The organism is Afipia sp. GW823-FHT06G09 (genome assembly GCF_058794875.1).
Genome location: NZ_JBXAHF010000002.1, coordinates 979,223 through 992,855, shown reverse-complemented (window position 1 = coordinate 992,855; position 13,633 = coordinate 979,223). Strand labels below are relative to the sequence as shown.

The window sequence follows — 13,633 nt, the reverse complement described above, 5'->3', positions numbered from 1 at the left end:
AGGAACGCAGCGTCGCGGCTCGAACCAGTCAGGCCGACGATGTTGGTTGCGAACCCGTCGTCACCACCGAAAGCGGCACCGATGTGCACACCAGCGTAGAAGCCGGTCCAGTTATAGATCGGTGCAGGCGCATAAACCGGCGCCTTGGTGTAGGTGCGCGGCCCCATGTCAGCGGCGAATGACGCAGTTGAAGCAAGCAAAGCAGCCGAAAAAGCCGCGAGTGCGAAACGATGACCCATCTCTCTTCTCCCCATGTTGAGTTGGGCGGACCCTATTGGCCCCCCAGTTAATGAGAAATGTACAGCGGGCCGGATCGGTTCCTGCGTACGGAGCGTGCCATTGCTTTCTCTTCTGACGTGACAAAAAAGACACGGAGCGGGTCGACTTCGAAACGAATGGTTAAGCATAACGTGGGGCACGCCCTTGCGACACGGGCGCGCGGGTCCCTTCAGCAGCAGCGATCACACCGTGCCGGAAGCCGGTTTCCTGCCGCAAGCCCACCCAGCCGTTGCGCAAGGTTCGAACGCGCGCGATAACCATGGGGAACTGCCCGTGACAGCATTCACCGCATCCGGGGAGAGCATCAAATGACGCTCGATTTGGTGACACGCCAACCTTCAACACAGCCGGATTTTCCAAGGTTTGAAGCGGGAGCGCCCTGGTGGGGCGGTCACCTTCAAACCATCGCCAGTGCCCTGCCCGCCAGTCCGCGTGATCTCGATCCGTATCCAGGCGAGCGGCTATCCGCGCTCGTTCCGGACGGAACAGGAGACCGTCTGGTGGCAACGCTTCACCGTCCAGCTATCCCGGACACCAGACGCTGCGTGGTCATCCTGATTCATGGCGTGAGCGGCAGCGAAGACAGCAGCTATATTCTCCGCTCGGCGATTTACTTTCTGAACCTCGGCTATCCGGTGCTGCGCGCCAACCTGCGCGGCGCCGGCCCGTCGCGGCCGTTTTGCAAGCTTCAGTATAATGCCGGCACGACCGACGATCTGGTCCATCTGGTGTCTATGGTGCCGGCCGACTTACGGCCCAATGGAATCGCCGCGATGGGCTACTCCCTCGGCGCGAATGTGCTGATGAAGTTTCTGGGCGAGCAGAGATCATCGGTGCCCTTGAAGGCTGCCATCGCCGTATCGTCTCCCCTCGATCTGGCGGCGGTGTCACGCCGGCTCATGCGGTGGGACAACACGCTGTTTCAATACGCAATCCTGTCCCAGTTGAGGACGGAAAGCATCAAACCCGCCGCGGAGCTTTCAGAGCAGGAGCGGGATGCGGTACTCGGGACTCGCACCGTCTGGGACTTCGATCAGACCTTTACCGCTCCCCGTAACGGCTTTCGCGATGCTGAGGACTATTACACGCGTTCATCGTGCGCTGGATTTCTGGAACACATCGCGGTCCCGACACTGATGATCCATGCGGCCAACGATCCGATCGTCCCGAGCGAGGCCTATCTTCAGTACAGATGGGACAGAAATCCAAAACTGGTTCGCTTGCTTGCGCAATCCGGCGGACACTGCGGATTCCGCGGAGCCGATCGCCACGCCCACTGGCATGACGTGTGTGCCGCCCGATTTCTGCAGACCATCGAATAAATCTAGGCGAGATGCCCGGCGGCAGGTTTTCTGGCGGAGGGAGAGAGACTTAGATCGAACCGTCTCTGCGTAGACAATCGTAGTAGAACGCCTAGCAACGCAATTCCGCGACAAGCCGCTAAGCTTCTCCCGCCGTCCTGTAAATTGCAACGTAGTGAGAGTAGAGCAATTCCACTCCGAACAACAGGATCAACAATAGGCCTTGAAGCACGCTCAGTCAGGCTCGCCCAGCAGTCTTCCGGTTGATTTGTGAATGAAGTGCAGCCGCGTGCAGGCAGAACACAAGACTGCCTTGTACACTTGCTCCGCTTCAGGCTGCTCATCGTCAGGCATCCATGCCTGCACGTTAAGACCCGTCTGAGGGCACCGGTAAATCAAATTAGCCATCTCAAAATTGTGGATCAGACAATCCGGCCCAAGTTTGATCTATCTCAAGCCCTACCGACACTACAGATCAGCCATCGGTTCGAACGGTCGACGACTGATCTGAATCAAGGTTGAGTTCGGTCTCCGGCCTAGATTGGAGATATGTGGCAAAACATATCAACCGCGCCGCTCGAGCAGTATCTCGCAGTTGCAACCATTGATGATGAGGTGCACGCGATGACCTTTCCGTGCGTTCTGACGAACGACGGATGGCTGAACGCCGAGACGATGAGACGGCTTGAAATCTCGCCAACACATTGGCGTAAGTGGCCCGCCATGACCTATTTCTGCTGTTGCGGCTGAGGGACCACAGTCGCGGGATCGTCGCCAGATACAGGCCCGTTCAGTTCACTTCAAAGCCCGAACCTGCGCCATGCGCTCGACAAGGCCGCCACCAATTGATCGATGTGTTCGTCAGTGTGCAGCGGCGTGGGCGTGATGCGCAGCCGTTCTGTTCCGCGCGGAACAGTCGGATAGTTGATCGGCTGAATGTAGATGCCGAAATCATTGAGCAGGTAATCGCTGACGGCCTTGCATGTCTTCGCGTCTCCAACAGGAACAGGCACGATATGCGATCCGTTCCGCAGTTGTGGAAGTCCGTGGGCATCCAGCATCGACTTCAGGCGCGCGACGCGGTTCTGGTGCCGCGCTCTTTCCCGGCCCGATGCCTTCAGATGCCGGATGGCGGCCGTCGCAGCCGCGCAAACCGCCGGTGGCAGAGCGGTCGTGAAGATAAATCCCGGCGCATGGGAGCGGACGGCATCGACGAGCGCAGCGGAGCCGGCGATATATCCACCGAGACAGCCAAACGCTTTCGCCAGCGTCCCTTCGATCACATCAATGCGGGCGGACAGCCCCCGCTGCTCGCTGATGCCCCCGCCGCGCGGGCCATACATCCCGACGGCATGGACCTCATCGCAATACGTCATCGCGCCATAGCGCCCGGCCAGATCGCAGATCTCCTCGATGGGAGCGATGTCCCCATCCATCGAATAGAGACTTTCGAACACGATGAGCTTCGGCCGTTGCCTGCCCGCCGCCCTCAGAAGCTGTTCGAGATGATCGAGGTCGTTGTGACGGAATATCTGCTTCTCGCAATTCGATTGGTGAATCCCCTCGATCATCGAATTGTGGTTGGACGCATCCGACAGGATCAGACAGCCGGGCAGCAGCTTTGCAATGGTCGGGATCCCCGTCTGATTGGAAACATAGCCCGATGTAAATACGAGGGCCGCCTTCTTCCCGTGCAGGTCGGCCAGCTCCGCTTCAAGCTCGACCAACGGATGATTGGTGCCGCCGATATTTCGGGTGCCTCCGGCTCCGGTGCCCATGCGCTTCGCGGTCTCAATCATCGCTCCGACGACAGAAGCATTCTGGCTCATCCCGAGATAGTCATTCGAACACCACAGCACGATCTTGCGAGGCCCCGTTGCTGAATGCCAGATGGCGTGAGGATATTCGCCTGCGACACGCTCGATGTCGGCAAACACCCGGTAGCGTTGTTCTTCGTGAAGCCGGCGGAGTGATGCCTTGAAGAGAGCTTCGTAATCGGTCGTCCCGGCCTGCTTGACGACGTCGCAAAATTTCACAGACGGCTGCGCCTGCGGCTTTAGTGCAAACGCCGAATTTGCGAGCGACATCGTTGTGACCTCTCTTGTGCTGAACCACAGGATGCCGCAGCCCGGAGCCTGTCTTCTTGATGCACATCAAGGCCTTTCGAAGCCAATCAGCTCAACCTCCAACAAGGCTGCTTGCCGCAGCCGATTGTCATGGAGGCTGTCGTATGTCGCGCAACGTGGGTATGGCGGATCGAATGGTCCGTATCGTGGTGGGGCTTGCACTGATCGCGTTCGCGCTTCGCAACGGCCTTCCGATCAAAGGCTGGGACTGGGCCGGGCTGATCGGATTCGTGCCGTTGCTTACGGGACTTTTTGCGACCTGCCCGGCTTACAGCCTGATCGGCTATTCAAGCTGCGAAAAGCGCAGGTAGCCCTCCGGCGATCTCACGGCTAAAATCCGCTAAACCTTATGAGGGCGGCAGAGGCGGCTCGTCGTCGGCAATCGCGCGCCATCCAGCGCCGTCGAGATCATCGTACTGTCCGCTCCTGAGCGACCACAGGAAACCCAGGAGACCGATGAGGCCGAGCGCCAGAGCGAGCGGCACGAGATAAGCGAGAACTTCCATCACGTCATCTCCGGCGCGGCGCGGCGTGCGCGCAGCGAGTTCAGCATGACCAGGATCGACGATCCCGACATGGCCGCCGCGGCAACCAGCGGCGTTGCGTATCCCGCGATCGCGATCGGAACAGCCAGAACATTGTAGCCGATCGCCAGCGCCAGATTTTGCCGCATCAGTTGCAGCGCCTTGCGTGAGAAATCGACGGCGGCCAGCACCGGAACAAGATCCTTGCCCAGAAAGATCATGTCCGCAGCCGCCTGGCTGAGATGGGTCGCACTCACCGGCGACATCGAAACCGATGCTGCCGCAAGCGCCGGTGCATCGTTCAGGCCGTCACCGACCATCATGACCGTGCGGCCGCGCCGCTTCAGGTCTTCGATATAAGCAATCTTGTCGGTCGGCGTGAGACCCGCACGCCACGCAATGATCCCCAAGGCCGTCGCGGCATGCTTTACGGCAGGCTCTCTGTCGCCGGAGAGAATTTCGACTGCAACGCCGCGTTTGACGAGGCTGCGTATCGTAGCTGCCGCATCCGGCCGAAGCTGTTGCCGCACAGCGAAAACGTATCGCTCCTGCCCCCTGCTGAAAGCGACCACGGAAATCTCCGGATCCGTGCTCAGGATCTCGTTCGCCATCCGGTCTGCGTTGCAGAACGACGGCCGGCCGAGCCTGAGTTCGACTCCATCGATCAGACCTCTCACGCCCTGCCCCGGTTCTTCCACGATTCCTTCCAGCGGAGACGTCGCTCTCGACGCGCGAGCGACTGCTGCCGCAACCGGATGATGGCTGGCCAGAGCCAACCGTCCCGCCAGTTGAAGGACATCCGCCGGAATAGCAGTGACATTCACCACGTCGAGTTCAGGCAAGGTCAGCGTGCCCGTTTTGTCGAAGACGACCGTATCGACGTCAGCGACGCGCTCCACCGCATCGCCGGAATTGAGCAGGACACCGGCGCGAAAAAGCGCACCCGCCACGATCGTTTGCACCGTCGGGATCGCCAGGCCGAGCGCACATGGACAGGTAATAATAAGAACCGCGATCGCGGTGACGATTGCATCATGCCAGCTCGCGCCGAGCGCAACCCATCCCAGCATTGTGAGCAGCGCTGTCGCGTGCACCACCGGCGCATAGAGCCGTGACGCCCGGTCGGCCAGTTGCACATAGCGCGAGCGGGCCTGCAGCGCGTTTTCAAGCAGCCGGGAGATCTCCGACAGCAGCGTTCCTTCCGCTGCCGCCCCGACCCGGACGCGCAGCGTGCCTGAAATATTCATTGTCCCCGCATAAACCGCAGTGCCGGCCTCCGCCGCGACATACCGTGTCTCACCCGTGATCAGGCTCTGGTCGATTTCCGATCTCCCATCGATGACCTTGCCGTCGATGGCGCATCGTTCGCCTGGACGCAGAAGCACGATGTCGCCGGGAACGACGGCCGCAACAGGCACTTCACTGATCTCGGTCGGAGATACGAACTTGGTCGCGGTCTCGGCCTTCAGCGCCGCAAGATTTCCGGCGACGGCTCGCGTGCGGCGCCGCATGTTCTGATCGAGATAGCGGCCCGCGAGCAGAAAGGTGAGAAGCATGATGGCCGCATCGAAATAGGCATGTTCGGCATGATGAATCGTCTCGACGATCGACATGCCGAGCGCCAGCACGACGCCGATACTGATGGGAACATCCATATTGACGCCGCGCGAGCGAAGCGCGGTATATGCCGAGCGGAAGAACGGCTGGCCGGCATAGGCTGCGGCTGGCAGGGCGATCAGGGCCGACAGCCAGTGGAAGAAATCACGCTGCTCCGGAATCATATCGGTGACGTTGCCCGACCACACCGGAATCGACAGCATCATCACATTCATGGTGGCGAAGGCCGCCACGCCAAGGCAGCGCAGCAGAAATCGCGACTGCTCGGCCTCAACCACTTCCGCCCGGACCGGCTCAAACGGATAAGCCTTGTATCCGAGCGCCGCGAGACGATCGACAAACTGCGCCGGATCAAGTGCCCCCTTCTTCCACTCCACCGCCAGACGGCGGTCGGTCAGGTTGACCCGCGCGAGGGTCACGTCCGGAATGGCGGACAGTCCGCGCTCGATTTTCATCATGCAGCCGGCGCAACTGACACCCTCAACCGCAAGATCGAGATGGGCAAGACCTGAGCCAAGATCCTTGACGTAGTACGAGAAGTCCCGGTTGAGAGCCATGACGCCTCCTCAATCGCTCAGCATGACGTGATTTCGCGACCTGAATACGCGCTTGCCGCCCGTGTCGCCCTCAAGCACGAGATTCCACTGACCCGTGAGAACTCCTTCGGCGCTTCCCTTGTAGATGCCGGTTTCAACTTCCGTCAGGGCTATGGTCCGGTCTGCCCGCTTGTCGGCGGGGCGCTCCAGACGAGCGGAAAAATCCAGCCCGGTTAGCGGCGCGCCCTTGCTGTCGTGCGCCACGATGCGAACGCTGGCGCTATTGGCGGGTCCGCGCGCGACATGCGCCTCGACCCGCCAACGGCGCGTATCCTGCTCGTGCGCGGTCTGAATTTCGCGTTCATAGGCCAGGCTTGCACGATACGCACTGTCCACATCGGTTCCGGACATTGTATCGATCGCGAACCGCATCATCAGCAAGTTGACCCCAATCACCACCCCGAAGAAGGCGACGAGCATGACAAATACAGCACGTCCCGTGAGAGGCTTTCCTAGAGTGGTCGAGCTGTTCATAAGACCATCCATTCGCGATTCATGGCGTAACAAAATTGTCTGTCGCGGACGCCGCCTCACCGAGGCCGATATCGGTGACTCGGAATGTCAGCGGCGTTGATTTTGGAAGCTCGCTGGCCGGCTTGGCTGTGACGAGAACACGCAGCTCAGTCGTCCGATCGCGCCCCAGCACGATCGCCGGCCTGTCCGGTGTGATCGAATCCACCCCGACCACATGAGCCACCGCGCCGCTCACGCCCTCGACATCGATCGCGATCGTCCGATCGAAGCCACGCTTGTTCAGCAGGCGCACGGTGTACGCATTGCGGATCGAACCATCGCTCAGCTTGACGGCGATGGGATTGCGATCATGCAGCACGTTGATGTCGAGCAGCGAGCGCGTCAGAAGCGCGTACAGCATGATACTTCCGACACCGGCGATCAGGGCGGCATAGACAATGGTCCTCGGCCGAATGAGCTTGAATATCTCGGACTTGCCCGCCAGCCGACGCTGGATGTTGATATCGTTGTCATAGCCGATCAGGCGGGTCGGCCTGCCGATCTTGGTCATCACGGTATCGCATGCGTCGATGCAAAGACCGCACTGGATGCAACCCAGTTGCGCGCCGTCCCGGATGTCGATTCCGGTCGGGCACACTGCGACGCACTGCCGGCAATCGATGCAGTCGCCGACCGTCTCACCATGAGCCCGCCGCTCCAGCGCTTTCTTCAGCGACGTCCGCTCCTCGCCCCGGTCGTACTTGTAGGTGACGTTGAGCGCCCATTCGTCGGTCAGGGCCGCCTGAATTCGCGGCCACGGGCACATGTAGACGCAGACCTGCTCGCGCATGAAACCGGCGAGCACATAAGTCGTGAATGTCAGGATGACGATCCAGACATAGGCCAGCATTGGCGCCTGAAAGGTCACGAGTTCCTTCACAAGCGTGGGAGCATCGTTGAAGTAAAGGACCCAGGCTCCGCCGGTCCACCAGGCGATCATGATCCAGATCGAATGCTTCAGCACGATTTCGGAATAACGCTGGAGCGTATAGCCCTCGGCGTCCTTTTTCATACGCTCGCGGCGATCTCCCTCGATGAGACGCTCGACCGCGTAAAACAGATCGGTCCAGACCGTTTGCGGGCACAGATAGCCGCACCAGATGCGACCGCCCACCGCGTTCATCAGGAACAGCGTCAGGGCGGCGAGGATCAGAAGACCGGTGAAGTAGTAGACCTCCTGCGGCCACAGCTCGATGAAAAAGAAATAGAAGCGGCTGTTCGGCAAATCCACCAGCACCGCCTGGCTCGGTGCGCCCACGCCACGATTCCAGCGGATGAACGGCAGAAAGTAATAGATGCCGAGGCAAACAGCCATCAGCTTCCATTTGATGCTGCGGAAAGTTCCCGAGACGCTTTGCGGATAGACCTTCTTATGCGCCGCATATAGCGGCCCATAGTCATCGGGTTCCAGATCGTCAGGTGTGGTGATCTTGTTCATGAAGGATGGATCTCGCGCTATCACTCACGATAGACGTGACCGCTCCAACGCTATTGATCCAACTCAAGCCGGACCCGGATAGCCACGATGCGGCCGGAACGCATTATTTTCCGCCGCCGAGCGAATGGACGTAAACCGCCAGGGCCTTGATCGTTGCTGGATCGAGGCGGCCGGTCCATGCCGGCATGACGCCAGCCCGGCCGTTGGTGATGGTCTCGACAATGGTCTGCTCGTCCGATCCATAAAGCCAGATCTTGTCGGTGAGATCAGGCGCGCCCTGCTCGATGTTACCCTTGGCATTATCGCCATGACACGCTGCGCAATTTTCCGCGAAGATCTTTCGTCCCGCGCCGCTGTCAAAACTTTTTGACGTGGACAGGCCCGACAGAGACCTCACATAGTTTGCGACCGTGACAATCTGATCCTGCTTCAGGATGCCATCCTTGCCGAAAGCAAGCATCGCTCCCTCGTGGGACTTGGCATGGCCAGACCGCACGCCGAACTCGATGGTTTTGCCGATCTGGTCGAGCGATCCGCCCCATAGCCATTCGTCGTCGTTCAGATTCGGGTAGCCTTTTGCCCCCGCTCCACCGCTGCCATGACAAGGCGCGCAATTGTCGCCGAATACCGCCTTGCCCCGTGCACGCGCCAACGCAAGCAGCGCCGGGTCCTTCTCGATATCCGCCAAAGGCGTGGCATTGAGAGTGACCATCTTGCCGCCGCGAAGTTTCTCGAGGTTCGCAAGCTCGACGGCGACATCTGCGCGCGACGAATACCGGATGACACCGGTGGTGTAACTCTGAACCAGCGGCCATGCCGGGTAAACGATCCAGTAGCCGACCGACCATGCGATGGTCGCGTAAAATGTGATGATCCACCACCGCGGCAGCGGGGTGTTCAACTCCTTGATCCCGTCCCACTGATGGCCGGTTGTTGCGGTGCCGGTTACGGAATCAATCTCGTCCTTGTGGTCGGTCATGAGCCGTCAGTCCTCTCGCAACGGAAGTCTCGACGCCGCATCGAACATCGCCTTGTTGCGAGGCCACAATGCGTAGACGACGATAGCGAAAAAGATGCCGACGAATATGGGCGTCCACCAGGTCACGACGAAACCCGAGACGGCGTTCTGGACGGTAAGGATCGCTTTCATATCCCGGCTTCCTAGCGAAGGTTTGCTTTTTCGTCGTACAGCTTGAAATCCACAAGCGTCCCGAGCATCTGCAGATAGGCCACCAGCGCATCCATCTCTGTTGGATTCCCCGGCCTGCCGTCGAAATTTCTCGCAATCGCCTTCGGATAACGCTTGACCAGTGCGTCGACGTCACCGTTATCCGGATCGGCCTGCGCCTTGAGGTCCGCAGCCGCATTGGCGATCTGATCGTCCGAATACGGCACGCCCACCGTGCGGTTGGCACGGAGGTGACCGGCAATGGTCCCCGCGTCGATCTCGGTCTCCGAAAGAAACGGATAGCCCGGCATCACCGACTGCGGCACGATGGCGCGCGGATTCACCAGATGCGTGACGTGCCACTCATCGGAGTACTTTGCACCGACGCGCGCGAGATCCGGACCAGTCCGCTTGGAGCCCCACTGAAACGGATGATCGTACATGCTCTCGGCCGCGAGCGAATAATGCCCGTAGCGTTCGACTTCATCGCGCAGCGGCCGGATCATCTGCGAGTGGCAGAGATAACAGCCTTCGCGGACATAGATATTGCGCCCGGCCAGTTCGAGAGGTGTGTAGGGCCGCATGCCTTCGACCTTCTCGATCGTGCTTTTCAGGTAGAACAACGGCGTTATCTCAACAAGACCGCCGATCGCGATAACCGCCAGAATGCCTATGATGAGAACGACCGAATTCTTCTCGAAGATCTGATGACGTTTCCAGAGTGACATGCGCTCGCTCCTCACTCTGCAAACTGAAGAGCGGGCGTAGGTGCGGTTTCCGAAGCCTCGCCAACACGCACCGTCATCCAGAGATTGTAGGCCATGATCAGCGACCCGATCAGGAACAGGGCGCCGCCCGCAGCCCGGATGATGTAGAACGGGTGCATCGCCTCGACGGTTTCGATGAAGGAATATTCAAGGAAACCGAGCGACGTATAGGCGCGCCACATCAGACCCTGAAGAATGCCCGACACCCACATCGCGGAGATGTACAAGACGATGCCGATCGTCGCGATCCAGAAGTGCCAGTTGACGAGTTTAAGGCTGTAAAGTCCCTTGCGATTCCACAGCCATGGCACGAGGCAGTAAAGCGCGCCGAACGAAACGAACCCGACCCAGCCGAGCGCGCCGGAATGAACGTGGCCGATGGTCCAGTCTGTGTAGTGGCTGAGCGAATTCACGACCTTGACCGACATCAGCGGCCCCTCAAACGTGGCCATGCCGTAGAAGGCAACGGAAACCACCAGCATTCGCAGAACGGGATCCGTTCGCAGCTTGTCCCAGGCGCCGGACAGGGTCATCAGACCGTTGATCATGCCGCCCCACGACGGCATCCACAGCATGATGGAGAACGTCATGCCGAGCGTCTGCGCCCAATCCGGCAATGCCGTGTAATGCAGGTGATGCGGGCCGGCCCAGATATAGAGGAAAATGATCGCCCAGAAGTGGATGATCGAAAGGCGGTAGGAGTAGACCGGCCGCTCCGCGCGCTTCGGAATGAAATAGTACATGATGGCGAGGAAGCCAGCGGTCAGGAAGAACCCGACCGCGTTGTGGCCGTACCACCACTGAAACATTGCATCCTGTACGCCGCCCCATGCGATGTACGACTTCGAACCGAACAACGATACCGGCACACCGGGATTGTTGCCGAGATGAAGCACGGCGATCGTGACGATGAATGCGAGATAGAACCAGTTCGCGACGAAGATGTGCGGCTCCTTGCGCTTGATCAGCGTCGCGACAAATACCAGTAGGTAAGTCACCCACACGACCGTCAACAGAAGGTCGGCGTACCATTCAGGCTCGGCATACTCCTTCGACTGGGTCACCCCGAGCAGATAACCGGTGCCGGCGATCAGAATGAAGAAATTGTATCCGAGCACGACGCACCAGGGAGCGAGATCTCCCGCAAGCCGCACACGGCACGTTTTCTGAACCACATAGAAAGACGTCGCGATCAGAACATTACCGCCAAAGGCGAAGATGACCGCCGAAGTATGCAACGGCCTGAGCCGTCCGAAGGTTGTCCAGGGCAGATCAAAGTTCAATGCCGGCCAGGCTAGTTGCGAGGCGATGAGCAGTCCGACGGCGAATCCGGCGATGCCCCAGAACACCGCCATGACCGACGCGAACTTGATCGGTCCAAGATTGTAATTCGGCCGGCCGCCGATCTCCTGCGGTGGCAGAGACGCCGGTCTGTCGAAGTAGCGATTGAGAATCGCGAATGTGGCGATCAGACTCGCCGCCATACTCACGTTGGCATGAAATGCAAATGCCGCATCTTCGGCTTTCGCCGCTGCGAGCAGACAGACGAACGCGGACACCGCAAAAAAGGCAGCAAGGCTGCCTTCTCCAAGGGTCATCCACTTGATCTCTTTTGGCCGGTTCATGATTGAATTTCTCGGTGCTTTGTCCGCATCATCAATCATGACTTTGCGGCGAGAGATTTGATCGAGATCAACCCACGCATTCTTGTTTGACCGGGCTAGTTCTTGCCGCCGGCCACGCGCGGCGCGGCGTTCGCGTCGCCTATTGCCCGAAGAGCTTCCAGAGTCTCGGTATTAGGGCAGTACTCTGAGTGACCGGACTTGTGCTGCAAGAAATCGTTCGTGCATCGCTTCGTCGAGGCGCAACTGGCGCAAACACGATAGAGATCGCCGAACTCCCTGGGATGCTTGTCTTGCAGGAGCTTTTCGGACAACCCCATTTCGGCGAGCCGCTGCGTCAGCAGCTCTTGAACGTGAACATCGCTCTTCGCCAGCGTTAAAAGATCGGAAACGGATACACCGAAGTCTCTGGCAATCCTTCTGATCTCATCGGGCTCAAGCTCCTGCAATTCGTTGGATCGGCTGAATTGCCGCGAGAATTTCTTCGCCCATGAGACGATATGACCAATCATGGGGACAGTTTCGAGACGTCCGGGTCGCCGCTCCATCGAGACCTCCTGCATCTGATGAAATTCTTCCGCGGGCCGCGACATCGCAGAGCCGCTGCAAATTTTCATAACCGGCCGGTTCAGAACGCCCTTCGCCGGGGCTTTGCGACATCGTTCTTCAGACGATGGGGTCTGGTCTGAAAGTCCGCCCACATCAGGACGGCACCGAACGCCACGAACATCACCAGAATGATCGCCGACAGAATTATTGCATTGGTGGGCATAACCGCTCTCCCATTTTGGCTGGGCGCAGCGTGCAGCATCGGATCGAGGGGGTCTTTGATGCGGATCAAATCCGCACAGGCCATCGGCGGAATCTACAACCCCGTGGCAAAACCGGGATAGCGAGGGATCAGGCGGCAGCCAGTGCTTCGGCCCGGCTTGTATCTATCAGGCGAATACCTCCGGGAACGATGACGATGACACCGTCGCGCTCCAGCTTGGTCAGGGTCCGACTGACCGTTTCGACGGTCAGACCAAGATAGTCCGCAATATCCTGCCTGCTCATGGGCAGGTAGACCGTCTTGGCCGCGCGGCCGATCCTCTGCAGCCTGTTTCGCCAGCCAATGAGAAAGGCTGCGACTTTTTCCTCGGCAGATCGCCGTCCAAGCGAGACCATGTGGTCCTGCGCCAATATAAGCTCTTGCCGCGCAAAATCATTCATCCGCTGCAAGATGCGCGGGTTGCTCTCCACGAAGCGGGCAAAAGGCTCTTTCATGAACCGACAGACCATGACCGGCCCGATCGCATCCGCCGAGAAGCCGTAACAACCATCCGGCGCAACTCCGATGAAATCGCCCGGGAGCGCGAATCCAACAATTTGACGCCTGCCGTCGGGTAACAACTTGGACAGACGCACCGTTCCTTCCGACACATTGTAAGCCGCATCTGAATGATCGCCCTCCGAGAACAGCGGCGTCCGGGAACTCAACCGCACGCGCTGTGACAGCCTTGCCAGCTCTCGGAGCTCTGTTTCATCGAGCGCACCGCAGATGCTGAGCGAACGGATGGCACACAGGAGGCAGCCTGCAAGATCGCTGTCCAGACGGCTTGGAGATACGCGATCACACATCAGTAAATCTCGCCTTCGCAACAAATTCCGCCAGGCCGCCAAGCGGCCCGCAAAAGCAACCA

Annotated in this window: 14 protein-coding genes and 1 pseudogene; 2 read left to right on the top strand and 13 right to left on the bottom strand. The window is 59.4% G+C overall.

The window, feature by feature from the left end:
• Positions 1-239: pseudogene (locus tag AC1Q67_RS12400) on the bottom strand (outer membrane protein); the annotation flags it as partial.
• Between the two features lie 348 nt (positions 240-587).
• Between AC1Q67_RS12400 and AC1Q67_RS12395 the strand changes: the two are divergent.
• Complete coding sequence (locus AC1Q67_RS12395; protein ID WP_492238071.1) at positions 588-1,601, top strand: YheT family hydrolase; 1,014 nt, start codon at positions 588-590, stop codon at positions 1,599-1,601.
• Between the two features lie 779 nt (positions 1,602-2,380).
• Here the strand turns inward: AC1Q67_RS12395 and hemA are convergent.
• A complete protein-coding gene (hemA, locus tag AC1Q67_RS12390; protein WP_492238070.1) occupies positions 2,381-3,667 on the bottom strand; it encodes a 5-aminolevulinate synthase in 1,287 nt (428 codons plus the stop codon).
• Positions 3,668-3,810: 143 nt separating this feature from the next.
• Here hemA and AC1Q67_RS12385 point away from each other — a divergent pair, with 143 nt between their 5' ends.
• Positions 3,811-4,017 carry a YgaP family membrane protein gene (locus AC1Q67_RS12385; protein ID WP_024576617.1) on the top strand — a complete coding sequence of 69 codons (207 nt, stop codon included), beginning with the start codon at positions 3,811-3,813 and terminating at the stop codon, positions 4,015-4,017.
• Positions 4,018-4,053: 36 nt separating this feature from the next.
• On the opposite strand, the gene ccoS is transcribed toward AC1Q67_RS12385, so the two are convergent.
• From ccoS to AC1Q67_RS12330, 11 genes are all read right to left on the bottom strand, one after another.
• Positions 4,054-4,212: a cbb3-type cytochrome oxidase assembly protein CcoS gene (gene ccoS / locus AC1Q67_RS12380; RefSeq protein ID WP_024576618.1), complete on the bottom strand. Its 159-nt coding sequence runs from the start codon at positions 4,210-4,212 to the stop codon at positions 4,054-4,056.
• Positions 4,212-6,404: a cation-translocating P-type ATPase gene (locus AC1Q67_RS12375; protein WP_492238067.1), complete on the bottom strand. Its 2,193-nt coding sequence runs from the start codon at positions 6,402-6,404 to the stop codon at positions 4,212-4,214. The genes ccoS and AC1Q67_RS12375 overlap by 1 nt, the downstream gene beginning before the upstream one ends.
• A gap of 9 nt (positions 6,405-6,413) precedes the next feature.
• Entirely contained in the window at positions 6,414-6,917 is a 504-nt protein-coding gene (locus tag AC1Q67_RS12370) for a FixH family protein (protein ID WP_492238065.1), read from the bottom strand.
• Positions 6,918-6,936: 19 nt separating this feature from the next.
• The gene (gene ccoG, locus AC1Q67_RS12365; protein ID WP_492238064.1) at positions 6,937-8,394 is read right to left on the bottom strand and encodes a cytochrome c oxidase accessory protein CcoG; all 1,458 of its coding nucleotides are present in this window, start codon (positions 8,392-8,394) and stop codon (positions 6,937-6,939) included.
• 103 nt (positions 8,395-8,497) lie between these two features.
• Positions 8,498-9,373, bottom strand: coding sequence for a cytochrome-c oxidase, cbb3-type subunit III (ccoP, locus tag AC1Q67_RS12360; protein ID WP_492238062.1), 876 nt, complete (start codon positions 9,371-9,373; stop codon positions 8,498-8,500).
• 6 nt (positions 9,374-9,379) lie between these two features.
• Complete coding sequence (locus AC1Q67_RS12355) at positions 9,380-9,544, bottom strand: cbb3-type cytochrome c oxidase subunit 3 (RefSeq protein WP_024576623.1); 165 nt, start codon at positions 9,542-9,544, stop codon at positions 9,380-9,382.
• An 11-nt stretch (positions 9,545-9,555) separates the two neighbouring features.
• The gene (ccoO, locus tag AC1Q67_RS12350; RefSeq protein WP_492238060.1) at positions 9,556-10,290 is read right to left on the bottom strand and encodes a cytochrome-c oxidase, cbb3-type subunit II; all 735 of its coding nucleotides are present in this window, start codon (positions 10,288-10,290) and stop codon (positions 9,556-9,558) included.
• Positions 10,291-10,301: 11 nt separating this feature from the next.
• Entirely contained in the window at positions 10,302-11,927 is a 1,626-nt protein-coding gene (gene ccoN / locus AC1Q67_RS12345) for a cytochrome-c oxidase, cbb3-type subunit I (RefSeq protein ID WP_492238077.1), read from the bottom strand.
• Between the two features lie 122 nt (positions 11,928-12,049).
• A complete protein-coding gene (locus AC1Q67_RS12340) occupies positions 12,050-12,499 on the bottom strand; it encodes a DUF6455 family protein (protein WP_244432780.1) in 450 nt (149 codons plus the stop codon).
• Positions 12,500-12,579: 80 nt separating this feature from the next.
• On the bottom strand, positions 12,580-12,723 hold the full coding sequence (locus AC1Q67_RS12335) for a hypothetical protein (RefSeq protein WP_192817783.1): 144 nt from the start codon (positions 12,721-12,723) through the stop codon (positions 12,580-12,582).
• A gap of 128 nt (positions 12,724-12,851) precedes the next feature.
• Positions 12,852-13,571, bottom strand: a complete 720-nt coding sequence (locus tag AC1Q67_RS12330; RefSeq protein ID WP_492238075.1) for a Crp/Fnr family transcriptional regulator — start codon at positions 13,569-13,571, stop codon at positions 12,852-12,854.
• Between the last annotated feature and the right edge of the window lie 62 nt (positions 13,572-13,633).

Coding starts and splice junctions, on each gene's coding strand:
- AC1Q67_RS12395 (WP_492238071.1), top strand. CDS start 588: ATGACGCTCGATTTGGTGACACGCCAACCTTCAACACAGCCGGATTTT.
- hemA (WP_492238070.1), bottom strand. CDS start 3,667: ATGTCGCTCGCAAATTCGGCGTTTGCACTAAAGCCGCAGGCGCAGCCG.
- AC1Q67_RS12385 (WP_024576617.1), top strand. CDS start 3,811: ATGTCGCGCAACGTGGGTATGGCGGATCGAATGGTCCGTATCGTGGTG.
- ccoS (WP_024576618.1), bottom strand. CDS start 4,212: ATGGAAGTTCTCGCTTATCTCGTGCCGCTCGCTCTGGCGCTCGGCCTC.
- AC1Q67_RS12375 (WP_492238067.1), bottom strand. CDS start 6,404: ATGGCTCTCAACCGGGACTTCTCGTACTACGTCAAGGATCTTGGCTCA.
- AC1Q67_RS12370 (WP_492238065.1), bottom strand. CDS start 6,917: ATGAACAGCTCGACCACTCTAGGAAAGCCTCTCACGGGACGTGCTGTA.
- ccoG (WP_492238064.1), bottom strand. CDS start 8,394: ATGAACAAGATCACCACACCTGACGATCTGGAACCCGATGACTATGGG.
- ccoP (WP_492238062.1), bottom strand. CDS start 9,373: ATGACCGACCACAAGGACGAGATTGATTCCGTAACCGGCACCGCAACA.
- AC1Q67_RS12355 (WP_024576623.1), bottom strand. CDS start 9,544: ATGAAAGCGATCCTTACCGTCCAGAACGCCGTCTCGGGTTTCGTCGTG.
- ccoO (WP_492238060.1), bottom strand. CDS start 10,290: ATGTCACTCTGGAAACGTCATCAGATCTTCGAGAAGAATTCGGTCGTT.
- ccoN (WP_492238077.1), bottom strand. CDS start 11,927: ATGACCCTTGGAGAAGGCAGCCTTGCTGCCTTTTTTGCGGTGTCCGCG.
- AC1Q67_RS12340 (WP_244432780.1), bottom strand. CDS start 12,499: ATGGAGCGGCGACCCGGACGTCTCGAAACTGTCCCCATGATTGGTCAT.
- AC1Q67_RS12335 (WP_192817783.1), bottom strand. CDS start 12,723: ATGCCCACCAATGCAATAATTCTGTCGGCGATCATTCTGGTGATGTTC.
- AC1Q67_RS12330 (WP_492238075.1), bottom strand. CDS start 13,571: ATGTGTGATCGCGTATCTCCAAGCCGTCTGGACAGCGATCTTGCAGGC.